The organism is Myroides albus, from assembly GCF_009711045.1.
Classification (GTDB): domain Bacteria; phylum Bacteroidota; class Bacteroidia; order Flavobacteriales; family Flavobacteriaceae; genus Flavobacterium; species Flavobacterium album_A.
In genome coordinates this window covers 1-18,161 of the sequence record NZ_WMJX01000035.1, presented here as the reverse complement: position 1 = coordinate 18,161, position 18,161 = coordinate 1, and the positions used below count along the sequence as shown (strand labels likewise).

General features: G+C 34.6%; 16 protein-coding genes. 8 read left to right on the top strand and 8 right to left on the bottom strand.

The features are described from left to right. Positions 1–25: 25 nt before the first annotated feature. Positions 26–2,203: a ferrous iron transport protein B gene (gene feoB, locus GJV76_RS12565; RefSeq protein ID WP_155092964.1), complete on the top strand. Its 2,178-nt coding sequence runs from the start codon at positions 26–28 to the stop codon at positions 2,201–2,203. A gap of 171 nt (positions 2,204–2,374) precedes the next feature. On the opposite strand, the gene GJV76_RS12560 is transcribed toward feoB, so the two are convergent. Together GJV76_RS12560 and GJV76_RS12555 are read right to left on the bottom strand one after the other, a co-directional pair. Continuing rightward, a complete protein-coding gene (locus GJV76_RS12560; RefSeq protein ID WP_155092963.1) occupies positions 2,375–3,031 on the bottom strand; it encodes a SanA/YdcF family protein in 657 nt (218 codons plus the stop codon). A 37-nt stretch (positions 3,032–3,068) separates the two neighbouring features. Beyond that, positions 3,069–4,328, bottom strand: a complete 1,260-nt coding sequence (locus GJV76_RS12555; protein WP_155092962.1) for a DEAD/DEAH box helicase — start codon at positions 4,326–4,328, stop codon at positions 3,069–3,071. A 188-nt stretch (positions 4,329–4,516) separates the two neighbouring features. Here GJV76_RS12555 and GJV76_RS12550 point away from each other — a divergent pair, with 188 nt between their 5' ends. Beyond that, complete coding sequence (locus GJV76_RS12550) at positions 4,517–5,119, top strand: hypothetical protein (RefSeq protein ID WP_155092961.1); 603 nt, start codon at positions 4,517–4,519, stop codon at positions 5,117–5,119. A 230-nt stretch (positions 5,120–5,349) separates the two neighbouring features. On the opposite strand, the gene scpA is transcribed toward GJV76_RS12550, so the two are convergent. The 4 genes from scpA to udk are packed head-to-tail and all read right to left on the bottom strand — an operon-like array spanning position 5,350 to position 9,806. Then, positions 5,350–7,476, bottom strand: coding sequence for a methylmalonyl-CoA mutase (scpA, locus tag GJV76_RS12545; RefSeq protein WP_155092960.1), 2,127 nt, complete (start codon positions 7,474–7,476; stop codon positions 5,350–5,352). Between the two features lies 1 nt (position 7,477). Continuing rightward, positions 7,478–8,845, bottom strand: coding sequence for a methylmalonyl-CoA mutase subunit beta (locus tag GJV76_RS12540; protein ID WP_155092959.1), 1,368 nt, complete (start codon positions 8,843–8,845; stop codon positions 7,478–7,480). A gap of 17 nt (positions 8,846–8,862) precedes the next feature. Next, positions 8,863–9,183, bottom strand: coding sequence for an FtsB family cell division protein (locus GJV76_RS12535; protein WP_155092958.1), 321 nt, complete (start codon positions 9,181–9,183; stop codon positions 8,863–8,865). Between the two features lie 14 nt (positions 9,184–9,197). Then, positions 9,198–9,806, bottom strand: a complete 609-nt coding sequence (gene udk, locus GJV76_RS12530) for a uridine kinase (protein WP_155092957.1) — start codon at positions 9,804–9,806, stop codon at positions 9,198–9,200. Positions 9,807–10,896: 1,090 nt separating this feature from the next. Between udk and GJV76_RS12525 the strand changes: the two genes are divergently transcribed. The 4 genes from GJV76_RS12525 to GJV76_RS12510 all read left to right on the top strand — a co-directional run bounded on the left by GJV76_RS12525 (position 10,897) and on the right by GJV76_RS12510 (position 14,925). Continuing rightward, positions 10,897–11,724 (top strand): siderophore-interacting protein, encoded by an 828-nt coding sequence (locus GJV76_RS12525; RefSeq protein ID WP_155092956.1) that lies wholly within the window; start codon positions 10,897–10,899, stop codon positions 11,722–11,724. Positions 11,725–12,104: 380 nt separating this feature from the next. Then, positions 12,105–13,424, top strand: coding sequence for an aspartate kinase (locus GJV76_RS12520; RefSeq protein WP_155092955.1), 1,320 nt, complete (start codon positions 12,105–12,107; stop codon positions 13,422–13,424). A gap of 19 nt (positions 13,425–13,443) precedes the next feature. Then, entirely contained in the window at positions 13,444–14,607 is a 1,164-nt protein-coding gene (lysA, locus tag GJV76_RS12515) for a diaminopimelate decarboxylase (RefSeq protein ID WP_155092954.1), read from the top strand. 87 nt (positions 14,608–14,694) lie between these two features. Further along, the gene (locus GJV76_RS12510; protein WP_155092953.1) at positions 14,695–14,925 is read left to right on the top strand and encodes a hypothetical protein; all 231 of its coding nucleotides are present in this window, start codon (positions 14,695–14,697) and stop codon (positions 14,923–14,925) included. A 78-nt stretch (positions 14,926–15,003) separates the two neighbouring features. Here GJV76_RS12510 and GJV76_RS12505 read toward each other — a convergent pair whose 3' ends face one another. Both GJV76_RS12505 and GJV76_RS12500 read right to left on the bottom strand, forming a co-directional pair. Further along, positions 15,004–15,477: a hypothetical protein gene (locus tag GJV76_RS12505; protein ID WP_155092952.1), complete on the bottom strand. Its 474-nt coding sequence runs from the start codon at positions 15,475–15,477 to the stop codon at positions 15,004–15,006. A gap of 137 nt (positions 15,478–15,614) precedes the next feature. Further along, positions 15,615–16,844, bottom strand: a complete 1,230-nt coding sequence (locus GJV76_RS12500; RefSeq protein ID WP_155092951.1) for a porin — start codon at positions 16,842–16,844, stop codon at positions 15,615–15,617. Positions 16,845–16,967: 123 nt separating this feature from the next. Between GJV76_RS12500 and prmA the strand changes: the two genes are divergently transcribed. Further along, a complete protein-coding gene (prmA, locus tag GJV76_RS12495) occupies positions 16,968–17,801 on the top strand; it encodes a 50S ribosomal protein L11 methyltransferase (protein ID WP_155092950.1) in 834 nt (277 codons plus the stop codon). A 27-nt stretch (positions 17,802–17,828) separates the two neighbouring features. Next, positions 17,829–18,104, top strand: coding sequence for an ATP-dependent Clp protease adaptor ClpS (locus tag GJV76_RS12490; protein WP_155092949.1), 276 nt, complete (start codon positions 17,829–17,831; stop codon positions 18,102–18,104). Positions 18,105–18,161: the final 57 nt, after the last annotated feature.

Sequence of the window (18,161 nt, the reverse complement as noted above, 5' to 3'; positions counted from 1 at the left end):
CAATTTAGGAAGGAGAAAAAAGATTATGGCACATACTGCCTGTGATATTTGCGATTTAAATACTGCAGCTGAATTAAAAAAACTGGGAGATATATCAGGAAAGTTTGATTATTCAATAGCATTAGCAGGAAATCCAAATACTGGAAAGAGTACGATTTTTAACGCTTTAACAGGGTTAAAACAACATACAGGTAACTGGCCAGGAAAGACAGTTACAAGAGCAGAAGGAAGTTTTTTATACAAAGACAGCAAATACAAAATAATTGATTTACCAGGTACGTATTCTTTGATGTCAACTTCAGAAGATGAAGAAGTAGCAAGGGATTTTATCTTATTTGGTAAACCTGATGTAACCGTTGTGGTAGTGGATGCAGGAAGGCTTGAAAGACATCTAAGTTTAGTTGTACAAATACAGGAGATTACCAATAAGGTAGTTGTTTGTCTAAACTTAATGGATGAGGCTCAAAGACACGGTGTAGAAATCGATGTGCGCGGCTTATCGCGTGATTTAGGAGTTCCTGTTATACCAACATCTGCTCGTAAGAAAGAAGGAATAGCAGATTTGTTATTAGCTATCGATCAGGTAGCTACAGGGAAATATGTTCCTGAGCACAAAAGTATCAGTGGTATTTCGGGAGAATCTCGTAGAGCTGTTAGTGATGTTGCGAGCGACTTATTAGAGTTAGACGCTGACTTGCCGAGTGTTTCTTGGCTTGCTATGCGCTTAATTCAGGAAGATAAGAGCATTCAAGCAGCTTTGTTGAATAACACTTTATCTGCAAAAATTAATATTGATAATATTCAGCCTGTTTTAGAAAAAGCTGGTCGTTATCAAAAGACTCTTGGATTTGATTATGCTGATAATGTTGCAGGTGCTATTTTTTCACAGGTATCTAAAACGGTAAAGAGCACAGTACAAGTAGATGAAAATCAAAGAGCATTTCGCATAGATAGGGCAATAGATAATATTGTCACAAGTAAGACATTTGGTTTTCCCTTGATGATCTTACTGTTAGGAGGAGTATTGTGGCTTACAATTATTGGGTCTAATTACCCATCCGAAGCATTATCTACCTTACTGTTAGAGAAATTATATCCCTTGTTAAAAAGTGGAGCTGCAAGTTTAAATTTTCCTTGGTGGTTATCCGGATTTTTAATTGATGGCGTTTATTTAGCGACGGCGTGGGTTATTGCTGTAATGTTGCCGCCAATGGCGATATTTTTTCCTTTGTTTACGCTATTAGAAGATTTTGGGTATTTGCCTCGAGTAGCATTTAATTTAGACAGAATGTTTAAGGGAGCAGGTGCGCATGGTAAGCAAGCTTTAACAATGAGCATGGGGTTTGGTTGTAATGCAGCTGGAGTTGTAGCGACAAGAATCATTAATAGTCCTCGTGAAAAATTAATTGCCATCATTACTAATAACTTTTCTTTGTGTAATGGTCGTTGGCCTACACAAATACTGATGGCAACTATTTTTATAGGAGCATTAGTACCCAGTTATATGGCCGGTACCGTATCTACTTTAGCTGTAGTAGGAATTGTGTTATTAGGAATTGGATTTACTTTCTTTACTTCTTGGTTTTTATCTAAGACGATGTTGAAAGGTCATTCTTCATTTTTTACCTTAGAATTGCCACCATATCGTCCACCAAGAGTATTGCAGACAATCTATACATCATTAATAGACAGGACGTTAATCGTCTTGTGGCGTGCTATTGTTTTTGCAGCTCCAGCAGGTGCTGTTATCTGGTTAATTAGCAATATTCTTATAGGAGATAAGAGCATTGCAGTTTGGACGATTGAGGCACTTGATCCTATAGCGATGATAATTGGATTGAATGGGGTTATTTTAGTAGCTTATATCGTAGCTATACCAGCCAACGAAATCGTAATTCCAACGATATTAATGTTGACGGCTATGGTACTTGGTGATGCAAGTATTGGAGAAGGAGCAGGGGTGATGTTTGAAGTATCAGATGGAGAGATTGCTACTATCTTAAAAATGGCAGGTTGGACCACGCTTACAGGTGTTAATCTTATGTTGTTCAGTTTGTTGCACAATCCGTGTAGTACTACTATTTATACGATATACAAAGAGACTAATAGCGCCAAATGGACTACTGTAGCCTCATTATTGCCAGTAGCTTTTGGTATTATTGTATGTTTTGTAGTGACACAGATTTGGTACTTATTTGCTTAAATCTTCGCTTGATTTGCAGTGTATGCTATGAGGTCACTTGTATACCTGAGTTGAAGTTTTAAGCGTTATAGTAGAACCGCAGTTTGTATTTTATATTTGATATGAAAAAAGGAGAACTAATTATTAGTTCTCCTTTTTTGTATCTTATCTATATGAATAATTGCTTGTTTCTCATTCTGGATCGACGATTGGATCTTTCCCTATGATGATTTGTTCCCCTAAATACTTCGGTTTTTTTCCAAACAAGTTGTCTAATATAACCTTCACTCTTGCGAATTTTTCTCGTATCAATGTTTTGAACCCAAATTTTCTGGTGACATCTTGGGCATTGTATCCTATAGTTTGTAAATCTAAATTGTTGGCGATAAAAATTGCTCGTTCATTGTGAAAGGGCTGTGACACAATGGTAAAGCTCTTTTGGCCAAAAATAGCAAAAGCTCTATAAACTGAATCTAAGGTACGAAGTCCTGCATAATCTAAGTAAATTTTATCTGCCGGTATCCCTTTTTCAATCAAAGCCTGTTTCATGTCCTTTGGTTCGTTGTAATTTTGATGACTATTATCCCCACTAACTAAAATATAATCCACTTTACCAGCTTTAAAGAGTTTTGCTGCAGCTTCTATTCTAAATGTAAAATAGTAGTTCAGAGATCCTCCTTGCAAATATTTGCTTGTGCCTAATACTAATGCAGTTGTATTATGGGGAATATCGTCAACTGAGTCATAAAGTGACTCTTGTGTCGATTTTTTGACATAGCTATTGCAAAGGAACACAAAGACAAATAGTCCTACAGATAGGAGTAAAAACAGTTTGATCAATTTTTTCATATTCAGTATTTGTAAATAGCTACAAGCTATATGAGTATTAATACCATCTTTTCTTCTTCTTTTTAGAAGCTTCAGATTTACGTGATTTATTTTTATTTCTATAATCTTTCTTTGGTTGATCAGAAGTTTCTCCCGTCTTTTTTTGTCCCGTTTTCACATCCTCTTTCCAAGGATATGGATGCTCGCTAACCACTTTAGGCTGTGTTCGAGTAAATTTCACTATTGTATCCCAATATGTTTTTTCTGACTTATCACAGAAAGATATTGCAATACCTTCGTTCCCTGCCCTTCCAGTACGGCCAATACGATGTACAAAAGTTTCTGGTATATTGGGTAAGTCAAAATTGATTACGCAAGGTAGGTTATCGATATCTATTCCTCTCGCTGCTATATCTGTAGCTACTAATACTTTTGTTTCTTTGTTTTTGAAACTGTCTAATGCTTCTTGTCTTGCAGTTTGGGATTTGTCTCCATGGAAGGATTCAGCGTTAATGCCATTTTTCTTTAGAGATTCAACCACAGAATCGGCACCGGTTTTGGTTCGAGTAAATACAAGTACATCAGTTAGTTTTTGGTTTCTAATGATGTGATACAACAATTTCTTTTTGTCAGACTTTTCGACGAAGTAAACATGTTGTTTAACTGTTTTTGCACTTGAAGATATGGCGTCTACGGCTACATACTCTGGTTTCTGTAAGAACTCATGAGCCAACTCGCGAACAGGCAAAGGCATTGTTGCCGAGAATAACAGTGTTTGTCTATTGCTTGGGGTTAATTGAATTAGTTTTTTGACATCGTCAATGAATCCCATATCTAACATTAAATCCGCCTCATCAATTACAAGATAGTGAAGTGAATCCAGGTCTAACTGTTTTTGTTTATATAAATCTAACAGTCGTCCGGGAGTACCAATAATCACATCAGCTCCTTTCTTTAATTGTTCTATCTGTGGTTTAATAGACATTCCACCGTAAATAGTGATATGAGTTACATTAGTATATTTAGCATAAGCAGTAAAATTATCCGCTATTTGACCAGCTAACTCTCTTGTAGGAGTAATGATTAAAACTTTTGCTTTCTTAGCTTTTTTCGTATTACCTATTTTGTGTAGATAATGTATAATAGGCATGGCAAATGCAGCTGTTTTTCCTGTACCAGTCTGCGCACAACCAATTAAGTCTTTTTCAGCAAGTACCAGTGGAATTACTTTTTCTTGAATGGGAGTAGGTGCTTGATAACCTAATTCTTCAATAGCTCTTAGAATATTTTTATTTAAATGTAAATCTTCAAATGTCATCTATAACAGTATATAATTTAGACAAAGGTACTTTATTTTTTTTGAGCATAAATAGTTAAATTATAGACAAATGAAAAAAGTATTGGTATTCAAGGGGAACAGTAATGATTAAATTTCGATTAGGCTATAAAGTTTTTTTATTTTATAAAAAAGTTGATTAAATTGTGATAATAATTAATCTTTATAAAATGTATAAAGTATTTGATAAGCTATATTACCCTATTAGTGTATTAATCGTTTTAGTAGTTCTATTAGCAGTCTTTAACGAAATCTCTTACCTATTTTTCTTTCCTATTGTATTCATCTTTCTTGGAATGTGGCGAAATCACATTTGGGTAGATCGTTTGTTACATGAAGGTATTTCTGTAAAAGCAGAAGTCATAAAGTATCGCAAAGTTTCTAAGTATGATGCTGATGTAGCAAGTAGTAGAAGGTCTTATGCAAGAAAAGATCTTTTAGTGATGGAGTTTGTTACTGAAAAAGGGGAGGTGATTACAGGAAGTCCAAGGGCTTATGATTTAAAAGAACCAAGCCAAGCAGAATTGGAAGTTGATAAAATAAATGAACCTCTTGAAGAGGAGCAAGTAGATTTTGATCCTACGGGTAAAAAGTACAAAGTAATTTACTATCCAGATAAACCGACAGTGTTTGTGTTTAAGAATAGTTTAAGTCGCGAACATCATATGCTCTTTTTAAATATCCTTAGGATACTAAGCGTTGTTATGGTTGTTGTACTTGTTTATGTTTTAAGCAAATATAGCTTTATCTATACGTTACAAAACTTATTTTAGTAATGGAAATAGCTTTCACTTATAAGTTGAAAGGAATAAAATAGGAGTAATTTTTACTATAAAATGTAAAAAAGTATATTTCAAATAGAATAATGGTGTGATTTTTGTGTCAGTAGAGCAGTATTTTACAAATGAAAATTGAATTATAAGAAATCTATAAATACGCAAAAAAGGAAATTACTGTTAATGAGAACAGCGAGTGCAAAGCTATACGCACTCGCTGTTTGTTTTTATTCTTGATCAAGTAATATCTCTAACATAGTGATGGCTGCATCGCTAATCTTGGTTCCGGGACCAAATACTGCAACAGCTCCTGATTCGAACAAAAATTCGTAATCTTGAGCGGGAATTACTCCTCCAACAATCACCATAATATCCTCTCTACCATATTTTTTCAGTTCTTCAATTACTTGAGGTACCAACGTTTTGTGACCAGCAGCTAAAGACGATACACCTAAAGCATGTACGTCGTTTTCAACGGCTTGTTTGGCTGCTTCGGCAGGTGTTTGAAATAATGGTCCAATGTCTACGTCAAATCCTACATCTGCATATCCTGTAGCAACTACCTTAGCGCCTCGATCATGTCCATCTTGCCCCATTTTGGCAATCATTATACGCGGGCGACGTCCTTCCACTTCTGCAAATTTATCAGCTAACTGTTTTGCTTTCAGGAAACTCTCATCGTTTTTAATTTCTTTACTATACACGCCACTTACTGATTGAATTTGTGCTTTAAATCTTCCAAATATACATTCTAATGCATCGCTAATCTCCCCTAAGGTAGCTCTGTGTTTAGCAGCTTCAATTGCCAAAGCAAGTAAGTTACCTTGATTGGACTTAGCGCATTGTGTTAGGGCATCTAATGCTTCTTTTACTTTGTCGTTATCTCTTGTAGCCTTAATGTGATTTAATCGATCAATCTGTTGTTTTCTAACTGTTTGATTATCTACTTCAAGGATATGTAAAGGATCTTCTTTGTCAAGGCGATATTTATTCACCCCTACAATGATATCTTGTCCACTATCTATACGCGCTTGTTTGCGTGCAGCAGCTTCTTCAATTCTCAGTTTTGGTATTCCTGCCTCTATTGCTTTTGTCATGCCTCCTAATTCTTCTACTTCTTGAATTAGTTCCCAAGCTTTATTAGCTATTTCACTTGTTAAGCTTTCGACATAGTAACTTCCTGCCCATGGATCAACTGTTTTGCAAATTTTCGTTTCTTGTTGTAAAAAGATTTGCGTGTTACGTGCGATACGAGCCGAAAAATCAGTAGGTAGTGCAATTGCTTCATCTAAAGCATTGGTATGCAAGGACTGTGTTCCTCCAAAAGCAGCAGCAGCAGCTTCTATTGCTGTTCTTGCAACATTGTTAAATGGATCTTGTTCTGTTAAGCTCCACCCAGAAGTTTGACAGTGCGTACGCAATGCAAGTGACTTCTCTGATTTAGGATTAAACTGTTTTAGGAGTTTTGCCCATAACATTCTACCAGCTCTCATCTTGGCAATTTCCATAAAGTGATTCATGCCTATAGCCCAAAAGAAAGAAAGGCGAGGAGCAAAGTCATCGATTTTCATTCCTGCATTCAGACCTGTACGTATATATTCAAGTCCATCTGCTAAAGTATAAGCTAATTCAATATCTGCTGTTGCACCTGCCTCTTGCATATGGTAACCTGAAATAGATATAGAATTGAACTTAGGCATTTTCTCACTGGTATATTCAAATATATCAGCAATAATCTTCATCGATGGAGTAGGTGGGTAAATATAGGTATTACGCACCATGAATTCCTTTAAGATGTCATTTTGTATTGTACCAGATAACAATTTTGGATCAACGCCTTGCTCAATAGCAGCTACGATATAAAAAGCCATAATAGGCAATACAGCTCCATTCATTGTCATTGATACAGACATTTCGCCCAAGGGTATTTGGTCGAAAAGTATTTTCATATCTTCTACGCTATCAATCGCAACACCAGCTTTACCTACATCTCCTACAACGCGTTCGTGATCGGAGTCATATCCTCTGTGCGTGGCTAAGTCAAAGGCCACAGAAAGCCCTTTCTGCCCAGCTGCAAGATTGCGTCTATAGAAAGCATTGCTCTCCTCTGCAGTTGAAAATCCTGCATATTGTCTGATTGTCCAAGGGCGTTGTACATACATTGTAGCATAAGGACCACGTAAATTTGGAGCAAATCCTGCTGCAAATCCGATGTGTTCAATATGTTCAATATCTTTTTGACTATAAGTCTTGTTTATTGCAATTCCTTCAGCAGTTGTGAATTCTGATGTTTCAGATGTTTTTCTACGATCTGTTATATCAATGCTGAGATGTTGTATATCCTTTCTTTTCATCTTATTCAATTTTAATTGATTCTTCCCCTGCTAACCTCTGCTGTTCATACTTCTCAGCTAAGCGGCGTTCGATAATTGGAACAACAAGTGTTTTTCGAGGATTTTGTTTGATAAAAGGATATAATTCCAAATTGGCACTCATGTGGTCCTGTTGATTTGGATATTTGTTTGTACCTAAAAGTACTTCTTCTCCTTTGTCAAATAGCTCTTGCTCTTTGGCAGCACTTTCATTGATTTTACGTTGAATGGTTCCTTCGATTAACGAAGTAATTAAACCATCTCCTTTTTCAATTTGTTTGAAAATATCGAGTGCTTTTTGAGCTAATTGAAGAGTGATGTTTTCTATATAGTAAGCACCTTCTGCAGGGTTGTTAACTGCGTCGAAGTAACTTTCTTTTTTTAGTATTAGCAATTGATTTCGAGCTATGCGATCACCAAATTCATTTTCCTTGTGATAGATGCTATCATAGGCTAAATTGGCAATTAAATCAGCTCCTCCAAGTATGGCGCTCATACACTCCGTCGTAGTACGCAACATATTTACATTGTAATCATACAGTGTTTTGTTGCGCTTTGTAGGAATAGCAATAATCTTGAAGTCAATTTGATGTGTATACTCTTTACGCAAGATATCCAATAGCATTCGCAACGCTCTTAACTTGGCTATTTCGAAAAAGTAGTTTGTTCCTACAGCCAGTTTTACATAGATTATTCCTTCAATTTTCTCTATGCGGTTCAAGTATTCATTTACGTGAGCGAGTGCATATCCAATTTGCTGTACCATATTAGCACCAGCATTTTGGTAGGTTGTCGTATCGATGAGTAAGTTTGTAGAGTGATTCAGGCATTTGTTTAATTGGTTGAAGTCTGCTTCTAAGCTTTTAAACCAGTTGCCTTCATTCCCCAATTTGTAGATTGGATCAATCAGAATGTGAATGTCAAATTGGTTGATCTTTCCCCAATTTGTTAATTCACTAAAGTATGCTGCATCTAAAAAACCAAATCTAAAGTAGTAAGTAGCTTCTTTTGGTAAGTTAGATAATAAGGTTGTGCAATTCACTTGTGGATTATCAATCGTAAAGTGAATCGTATCCGCCCCTCTATTTAAAGTGTCTTTTGCCTTTTCAATAGAACGTTCAAGATCGTATACATAAATACATTGCATAATCTGAAAAGCAGAGGTATTGGTATTTATCGACAAAGGTTTGTCGTCACTATCACTGTGATAAAAGGGACGAACTTTTATACCTTCAAGACTTTCCCAAATCAGCGTTTCATTATAATCAGCTCCTTTTAGTTCATATTGAATTTTGTTTTTCCACTCTTTTGAAGATACTTGGTTAAATTCTTCAAATAGTTGATCATTCATAGTTTTTGGTAGTTTTATTATTGTGCTAATGTATCAAATTCTATAATGAATATATCCTCATTAGCACGTTTCATATAATATTTTTCTCTCGCGTATTTTTCAGTCGCATCCCCATTCTTCAACCCTTTTATTGCCTTTTTATCTTTGTCTATTTCTTTTTGGAAATAGCGTCTATTATCTTCCAACTTTTCTATTTCTTTATCGATTGTTCGATGTTCAAAGTAAGAAAAGCTATCAAAAAAAATTATCCAAACAGCAAAGGAGATAGTAATCCAAAAAAAGACGTTTTTTAGAATCTTGGAATACTTAAAGTTACTAAATATTTGAGATACATTCATATTAGATGGATTTATTATCCGATTTTTTCATTTATCACGGTACGTACAATGTCGATGGCAACTGTATTGTAAGTATCGTTAGGTATGATGATATCAGCATAAGCTTTTGAAGGCTCTATGAACTGATCATGCATTGGCTTTAGCGTGTTTTGATATCTGTTAAGGACTTCCATCATATCACGTCCTCTTTCTGCAATATCTCTTTTTAGACGTCTGATAAGTCTTTCGTCTGAATCAGCATGTACAAAAATCTTAATATCGCACATGTCTCTAAGTTGGGGGTGACACAGAATTAAGATTCCTTCTACAATCATTACTTTTCGCGGATGAGTCAAGACGTAATCATCTGTTCTATTATGCTTTACAAAAGAGTAAACAGGTTGATTAATACTACTTCCTTCCTTTAATTCTTTTAAGTGTTGAACCAAAAGTTCAAAATCAATTGATCTTGGGTGATCAAAGTTAATAAGTAACCTTTCTTCTAAAGATAAGTTATCTGTTGCTTTGTAGTAAGCATCTTGGGAAATAATACCTACTTCTGTTTCGGGTAATTCATTCATAATCTGGTGAACAACAGTGGTTTTTCCACTTCCGGTTCCTCCAGCGATTCCAATGATTAGCATGTCTTAATGTATTTTTAGCAAAAATAGAAATTATTCATCTTGTGCAGAAACATTTTTTGTAGAATGCTTGCTTTTTAGACTTTAAAATCCAAAAGATAGCTATTTTTTAGTTGATTTAAATTATTGTTTGCGAACTTTTTACAAATGGCAATAGTAAGTGCTATTGCGGTTTTTTAAGTATCGTAGCTTGTGTAGTTCAATGAATAGTATGAATACTTTAGGCATCTTATTGATTTTCTCTTTCAAATTTCAGTTCAAAAAGATACCGATTATTTGCAGTATTGGAGATTTGCTGTTTTGCGTATGACGATGGTATCGATAGAATTTTTTAGGTATTGTTTCTTTACTTTGATTTACGGGTGTCTGCGTTGAACTTCTGGTTTATTTTTATTGAAATAGTCTGTGGGAATTTAGACAGAAGGTAATGTGTCTTGTATATATTATTTGCTACAAAAACGAAAGTGCACTTCTTTGTGATCTCAGTATAAACTTTTTTCTTTTCGCTTAGTTTATACACTTGTATATATATGGAAATCTTCCTGTTTATATAGGCACCAGCAATTGAGTATATACTCTTATCTAACAACTGGCATAAAGATCAATGGCAAGGCGAATCATTTTTTTGAGAGAACTTAATCAGTTCAGCAAAAACACATGAATAGACAAGGTATTAGAATAGCACCATATCCTTTTTTATCAGACAGTATATTGACAATTGATTTCTTATCTGTATTTGTAGTTGATTTATTGATAGATTTTTCGCTTTTGCAAAAGGTTTTCTTGCACCTTTCTTGCACCTTTCTTCGAGAAAACCGCTCTCTGGGCAAGTAAACCCCAAGAAAAGTGCGAGAAACCCCCAAGGAAGTGCAAGCTAAGACCTCTATTGAAACATTTTAGTATGCTTTGTAAAGACGATTGGCTTCGTCATTCGTTTTGATGAATATTGCTGGGAATAGTAGGTGAACAGATTGGACAAAGAAGGGAGTAGATTGGACTATTTTGTGAATTATACTATTGTTTATACTGAATCTAAATAAATAGGCTATCTTTGTCCATCTTATAAAGAAGATTTAATCAACAGAACAACAAGATGACAAAGAAAAAAAATATTCAACGTAAGGTATTCAAACTGCTTAATAGAGAATATATCACGCCAAGATTTATTCGATTAACTCTTGGAGGTAATGATGTAAGTGATTTTAAAGAAACAACAATTGGTGTCAACAATAAAGTATTTATTGCTCCGAAGGGATGTTCAGAAGTGTATTTACCAGAGTTTGATTTCGAAAAAGGGGCTTGGAAACCTCAAGAAGAATCGACTAAACCTTATGTACGTACATATACCCATAGGGGAATAAATATCGAAAAGAACGAATTATATATTGATTTTGTCGCTCATGGTGATGAGGGACCAGCATCAGATTTTGCAATTAATGCTGAGATAGGATCTCAGATTGGGGTAGCGATGGGGTGTGAGGCCTCAGAATTAGTACCAGAAGTAGAGTGGTATTATCTAATTGGTGATGCTACTGCTATTCCTGTATTAAGTGCTATTTTAGAATCTCTACCTAACACAGCTAAGGCAAAAGTGATTATAGAAGTCGAAACAGAAGAAGATGTGCAAAACCTATCTTCAGAAGCTACTTTCGATATAGAATGGGTGATAAATCCTACACCAGGACAAAATTCGCAAGTTGCTTCTAAAGTAATCGATTTTGTAAATAGCAATGCTTTGCCAGAGTCTAAGTTTGTATACTTAGCTTCTGAGTTTTCAACGGTCAAAGAATTGAGAAACTTTTTCCGAAAAGAGAAGAATTGGAGTAGAGAAGATCTTTATGCTTATTCGTATTGGAAGTTTGGAAAAGCAGAATCAGCTTCAGAGGCTGATCGTCGAGCAGAAAAGGATAGCGATCAATAAGAGTAAAGCCCTTCAATGATAAAATGAGCAGTGAATAAGTTTATGCTTATTTTTAGTTCACAAACAAACAAACCGATCATAATTAAAAGCAAGCTTCGTTAATCTGAGCTTGCTTTTTGCATTTGCAATGGAGAGAGATTAAAAGATTTTAATTTAAAAAACGCTGTAAAAAAGGATGATAATTAAATAAAGTATTTATATTTGTGTCAAATCAATGATAGAAATGATTATATCTATAATGAAAAAGGGAAAGAAACAGTACTTACGTCCGATGTCGTGAGCAGTAACCCTATGGATATGATTTACAAAATAAAAGTAAGGGGCTTGTCATCACGACAAGCCCCTTTTTTTGATATAATAATTCTTTAACTATTAATTTTATGAAAGTTTTGAAATTTGGAGGGACTTCAGTTGGAAGTCCAGAAAGAATGGAGCAGTTGCTTCCCATTATTCAGTCACAAGCAAGTGATAAACACTTGGTGGTTTTGTCTGCTGTATCAGGCACTACAAATAGTTTAGTAGAAATAGCATGTGAATACCTAAAGGGCGATAAGGATAAAGCACAAGATTTAATAAATACTCTTTACAATACATACAAAACTTTCATAAAAGACCTTTTTAAAACGGCAGATGGTCTGCGGGTGGCTAACGAAGTCATCGATCACCATTTTAAATTGTTAGCAGAGTTAGGGAATGATTTGTTTACGACAATTGAAGAGCGAATTGTTTTAGCTCAGGGAGAATTGATTTCAACCACTCTATTTCACTTTTACTTAAAAGAACAAGGGGTTAGTTCAGTCTTACTAAGAGCGTTAGATTTTATGCGAATCGATGAAGAACACGAGCCTAACTTAGCGTATATCAAAGAGAATTTAAGTAGAGTTTTAGAGAAACACCCAGAGGATAGTTTGTTTATCACGCAAGGTTATATCTGTCGCAATGCCTTTGGCGAAATTGACAATCTCCGTCGAGGCGGATCAGACTATACGGCATCATTGATTGGAGCTGTATTACAAGTGGAAGAAGTTCAAATATGGACGGATATTGATGGATTTCACAATAACGATCCCCGCTATGTTCAAAATACTAAGCCCATTGCTCATTTGAGTTTTGATGAAGCTGCCGAATTAGCTTACTTTGGAGCAAAGATTCTGCACCCACAGAGTGTTTTCCCAGCTAAGCGTTTTAATGTACCTGTACGTTTATTAGATACAATGGACTTGACTGCTTCGGGTACGCTGATTTCTGAACAAATTCAAAATGGCGATCAAATTGTTGCCATTGCAGCTAAAGATGGAATTACAGCAATACGCATTAATTCTTCTCGAATGTTATTAGCTTATGGTTTCCTTAGAAGGGTGTTTGAAGTATTTGAGAGGTATAAAACACCTATTGATATGATTACAACTTCAGAAGTAGCGGTATCTTTAACAATAGATGATACTACCCACTTAAATGCAATTATAGAAGATTTAACTCATTTTGGGCAAGTAGAAGTAGATCACGATCAAACCATTGTTTGTATTGTTGGTGATTTTAAGAGGAATAAGCACGGCTATGCAACAATTGTTTCAGAAGCAGTAAAGCATATTCCAATTCGCATGATTTCGTATGGAGGAAGTGAACATAATATTTCTATTCTCGTTCCATCAAATCAAAAGATAGAGGCGCTAAGATCGCTACACAATAGATTGTTTTAATACATAAGAAGTAAGCATTATGCAGCAAGTAAAAGAAGAATTAAAGAATATACCGACGCCTTTATATTATTACGATTTACCTCTATTAAGAGAAACAGTAGACGTTGTAAAGAGTGCAGCAGATCGCTATGGTTATAAAGTACATTATGCTATTAAAGCAAATAACAACCCGCGTATTTTAAGTGAAATTAGCAGCCTTGGTTTAGGTGCAGACTGTGTCAGCGGTACAGAAATTGAAGTTGCTATAGCACAGGGATTTCAATCAAGTGAAATTGTTTTTGCAGGAGTAGGTAAAACAGATAGAGAGATTGAGATTGCCTTAAAGAATAATATTTTAGCTTTCAATGTGGAATCAGTTCAGGAAATTGAAGTAATAGGAGAAATAGCGCAATCTTTAGATACAGTTGCGAATATCGCCTTGAGAATTAATCCCAATGTAGATGCAAAGACACATCATTATATTACAACTGGATTAGATGAGAATAAATTTGGGATTATGACTCATGAGTTAGAAACCTGTTTAACCCTGATACAAAATAATGCGCATTTAAAGTTAATAGGATTGCATTTTCACGTCGGTTCACAGATAACAGACTTGAATGTGTTTAAGCGTTTGTGTGTAAAAGTAAATGAGTGGAATCAATATTTTTACGATAAAGGGTATACGCTACCTATTCTAAATTTGGGAGGTGGTTTAGGAATTAACTATATGGAGCCAGATGAAGAATCAATTGTGAATTTTTCAAATTTCTTCTACTTGTTTCACCAATTATTAGAGCTTAAGCAGGGACAAGAAGTTCACTTTGAGCTTGGAAGGTCGATTGTGGCTAATTGTGGAAGTCTGGTAAGTCGTGTATTGTATATAAAGAATGGATTAAAGAAGAACTTTGCCATATTGGATGCAGGAATGACAGAGTTACTGAGACCCGCTTTGTACCAAGCCTTTCATAAAATAGAGTATTGGAGTGAAGAAACTGACTTGGAGAGTGATAAAGTTGAGGTTGAAAGATATGATGTAGTAGGACCTATTTGTGAAAGTAGCGATTGTTTTGGCAAGGAGGTTAATTTGCCAAAATTAAAGAGAGGTGACTTGATTGCTATACGTTCAGCTGGGGCTTATGGAGAAGTAATGTCGTCAAGATATAACCTTAGGCAGCCACTGAATTATTTTTATAAAGAATAATTGTATAAAAGTGTTTGTTAATAAAAATAGTTTGCTATTTTTGAGTTCAGACCTATAAGGAATGTATAATTAGAAAATAGATAAGATATGACATTAGGAGACATTGATGTGGCAGGAGAGATAATTGATTTAAACTTTCAATTATTGAGAACGCAAATATTATTAGAAGAAGTTTTAAAGCACAATGCAGATACTTTAAAATTACCTTCTCCAGAGGCAATGACAGAAATTAACGAGTTTGCTTTAAAATCAATTCAGGCTAAGTTCCCGAATATGAATATAGCAAGAAAAGAAGACGAAGTTGCAAAGTCTGAATAATAAAATAAAACGCCTATTGAAATACTCAATAGGCGTTTTTGCTTTATAATGATAAAAAATTATGAACTGATGTGTATGTTAGAGGCATAGACCCGCATTCCATTCTTCGTGACCTCTATCTTTCCAGCATTGGTAACTTTCTTTGATTTTGATTACATAGTACTGATCATTTTGAACTCTCATATCCATTACTACTTTTCGGGCTTTCATGGAATCATCCATAATACAGTCTTCCAACAAGGTCACTGTAATTTTCTCTGGATTATCAGTTGTTCGCTTTAATACGTACAAATAGTTACCTTCTGCATGTTTATCTTCAGGAGCATATTCTTGCATAATTTGCTCTTCAGAAGATAGTCTTTTCTTTTTTATAATAGTATTAAGTCTGTCGATTTGGTCATCAGAAATAATGCGATACTCCCTGTCTTCAGCAGTTTCGGTTGTATTCAGTATTACTCCATCTTTACTTAGAATACTACTATTGTTTCTCTTTGCACATCCTCCAATTAGTAAACTAAATAGTAAGGGGATAGTCATTAATAAGTTTTTCATTCTCAATAACCTTAATCATATAAACAAAGATAGTCATTCGTTAGATGAGTGATTTATATAAATAAGTGAAATGTTTTATAAAGAATGGTTAATTTATTTATTTCTATTTAGTTAATTATGGTGAAAAATAGGTATTATTAAATACCTATTTCAAATTGTAATCTAAAATACCAATTGTTTTTAGAACTTCCTTGGTTAAATGTCAATTTATCATACGTTAACTCAGCTTGGATTTTAAATGCGTGTTCCCATAAATATTTAGTCGCACCCAAAGTGAATTCGGTTGTATTTGGCATATTTAACTGTTTGTATAGATCATCGTGCATTGTTTGTGTAGAAACTCTACCAATTAGCTCGTAGTTGCTTGGGAAAACGTAACTCAATTGATAATCTAAACCGTGTCCTGCATATACAGATCTCGTAAGAGGTTCTCCCGCATCTTGCTGTAAATAAGTGATAGGGTCACTTAGATTTCTACTCATATAAGATAACATCGCAGCCCAACCATTGTACTTCAGGATTGCATCTCCCATAATTGCTCTGAAAGAACGAGCTTCATATAGGTTATCTCCCGTTTGCCCTTGTGTTCTTTCTGCATTATTATTGTAAGAGAAAGTACCAGCAACCATTAATTTAGGAGAAGTTTCTCTTGCTAAATCTCCTTCAAAGAAAGCTCCATTATTTTTGAAACTACCAAATGGGAATAGTTCTACACGTCCAGTTAAGGCATAGCTATCGCTCTCTGAGCCACTCCAGTTTCTCCCTCTACCTGTACTTACCGCAGTTTTTACGTTATATCCGAAGTTGTCCCCTTTTTCTTGTAAATAGTAAGCTTGGATACCAAAATCACGATCGATATTGAATTTAGCATTGTTAATTGATCGATCTGTTAATTGTAAAGCTCCAGAAGAATTGGTTCTCTGTCTGTTTCCTGGTAATTTTGTTTGACCAAAAATAAAGTTCCAATTTGAGTTAGGGCGATAAGTTAAAGCTGCATCTCGAATAATATTAGGTGATTGTCCATCTTTTTGTGTTCCCATATCTTTTGGTGTAAAAGACAATTGGATAACATAAAGGAATTTTGGATTACCAACGTATCCGTCAAAGCGCAAACGCAGTCTTCTTATTTCACCTTCATATTTAGTACTTTCATCTTGATTGCTTATTGCAGTCAAACGATTTTGCATTCTAAAGCGAATGTTTAATTGAAATAAACTATCCGCTGAAGTCATACCCAGTCCTTTACCAAAGTTGTAATAGGGTAACTGAGCTAATTTCATGTCATTATTAGTTTCGATTTTCTTTTCTTCTTGAGCGAAAAGTGTCATGGAAAATAACAAAACGATAATGGTGTAAATTTTTTTCATAGAATTAAAATGTGTTGTGAATTGCAAAATTAGCATTAGTTTTGCAAAAAATTATTTTCTAATGTTTCCTCAGTGTAAAGTTAATGTTATGAAATGGTTAAGTTTTAAAAAAAATAGAAGAATATGGTATATATTGGTTATCATTTCAAAGTAGAACCTAAAGAATTAGGGACTGAGATATTGATTGCAGAGTTAGGAGAAAGAGCTTTTGAGAGTTTTGAAGAAACAGAATTGGGTGTTAGTGCCTATGTACAAAAAAGTTTATGGACTGAAGATATCTTAGAAGGTGTATATATATTGGAGTCAGATCAGTTTACTATTACCTATACAAAAGAAGAAATTGCTCAAGTAAATTGGAATGAGGAATGGGAGAAAAACTTTGAACCAATCGATGTTGATGGGATTTGTTATGTAAGAGCTCCATTTCATGAGAAAAATGGTTCGAGATTTGATATAGTAATAGAGCCAAAGATGAGTTTCGGTACAGGACATCATGAAACAACGTTTATGATGATTCGCCAAATTCTGAATAATGACATTGAGAATAAACGAGTTTTAGATATGGGATGTGGCACATCTATTTTGGCTATTTTAGCTTCAATGCGAGGTGCTGCCACTGTAGATGCTGTAGATATTGATAACTGGTGTTATGAAAACTCAATTGAAAATGCAGCGAGAAACAATTGTAAGAATGTTACAGTATACGAAGGTGATGCAAGTATTTTATCAAAAGAACCTATTTACGATGTTATCTTAGCTAATATTAATCGAAATATTTTGTTGAATGATATGGAGAAATATGTGGCGTGTTTGGTACAAAATGGGGAAATTTATTTCAGTGGCTTTTATACAGAAGATATCAATGCAATAAAAAAATCAGCAGAAATGAACGGATTAAGATTTGAAAATCAATTAGAAAGAAATAATTGGGTATCTTTGAAGTTCGTAAAAGAATAAAAATAGTTATTATTAGATTCATTGACTATGAGTACAAAAGAAAAGATTCAAGAAAGTGTAGACGTAGCAGAATTGATTAATGGAACAAGTGAACTTGTTCTTCACAATGATGATGTTAATACATTTGATCACGTAATTGAGACATTAATTCGAGTTTGTAACCATTCTGATATACAAGCAGAACAATGTGCAATGTTGGTACACTACAAAGGAAAATGTACCGTAAAAACGGGAGAGTTTGACAAATTAAAGAATCAATGTTTACAATTGTTAGATGCAGGTTTAAGTGCTGAAATTGTGTAGGTTGATTCACAGGAATTATAAAAAGAGGGTGTCCCAAAAGGTCACCCTCTTTTGTAT

Coding starts and splice junctions, on each gene's coding strand:
- feoB (WP_155092964.1), top strand. CDS start 26: ATGGCACATACTGCCTGTGATATTTGCGATTTAAATACTGCAGCTGAA.
- GJV76_RS12520 (WP_155092955.1), top strand. CDS start 12,105: ATGAAAGTTTTGAAATTTGGAGGGACTTCAGTTGGAAGTCCAGAAAGA.
- prmA (WP_155092950.1), top strand. CDS start 16,968: ATGGTATATATTGGTTATCATTTCAAAGTAGAACCTAAAGAATTAGGG.
- GJV76_RS12555 (WP_155092962.1), bottom strand. CDS start 4,328: ATGACATTTGAAGATTTACATTTAAATAAAAATATTCTAAGAGCTATT.
- GJV76_RS12525 (WP_155092956.1), top strand. CDS start 10,897: ATGACAAAGAAAAAAAATATTCAACGTAAGGTATTCAAACTGCTTAAT.
- GJV76_RS12550 (WP_155092961.1), top strand. CDS start 4,517: ATGTATAAAGTATTTGATAAGCTATATTACCCTATTAGTGTATTAATC.
- GJV76_RS12500 (WP_155092951.1), bottom strand. CDS start 16,844: ATGAAAAAAATTTACACCATTATCGTTTTGTTATTTTCCATGACACTT.
- lysA (WP_155092954.1), top strand. CDS start 13,444: ATGCAGCAAGTAAAAGAAGAATTAAAGAATATACCGACGCCTTTATAT.
- GJV76_RS12490 (WP_155092949.1), top strand. CDS start 17,829: ATGAGTACAAAAGAAAAGATTCAAGAAAGTGTAGACGTAGCAGAATTG.
- GJV76_RS12505 (WP_155092952.1), bottom strand. CDS start 15,477: ATGAAAAACTTATTAATGACTATCCCCTTACTATTTAGTTTACTAATT.
- GJV76_RS12560 (WP_155092963.1), bottom strand. CDS start 3,031: ATGAAAAAATTGATCAAACTGTTTTTACTCCTATCTGTAGGACTATTT.
- scpA (WP_155092960.1), bottom strand. CDS start 7,476: ATGAAAAGAAAGGATATACAACATCTCAGCATTGATATAACAGATCGT.
- GJV76_RS12540 (WP_155092959.1), bottom strand. CDS start 8,845: ATGAATGATCAACTATTTGAAGAATTTAACCAAGTATCTTCAAAAGAG.
- udk (WP_155092957.1), bottom strand. CDS start 9,806: ATGCTAATCATTGGAATCGCTGGAGGAACCGGAAGTGGAAAAACCACT.
- GJV76_RS12510 (WP_155092953.1), top strand. CDS start 14,695: ATGACATTAGGAGACATTGATGTGGCAGGAGAGATAATTGATTTAAAC.
- GJV76_RS12535 (WP_155092958.1), bottom strand. CDS start 9,183: ATGAATGTATCTCAAATATTTAGTAACTTTAAGTATTCCAAGATTCTA.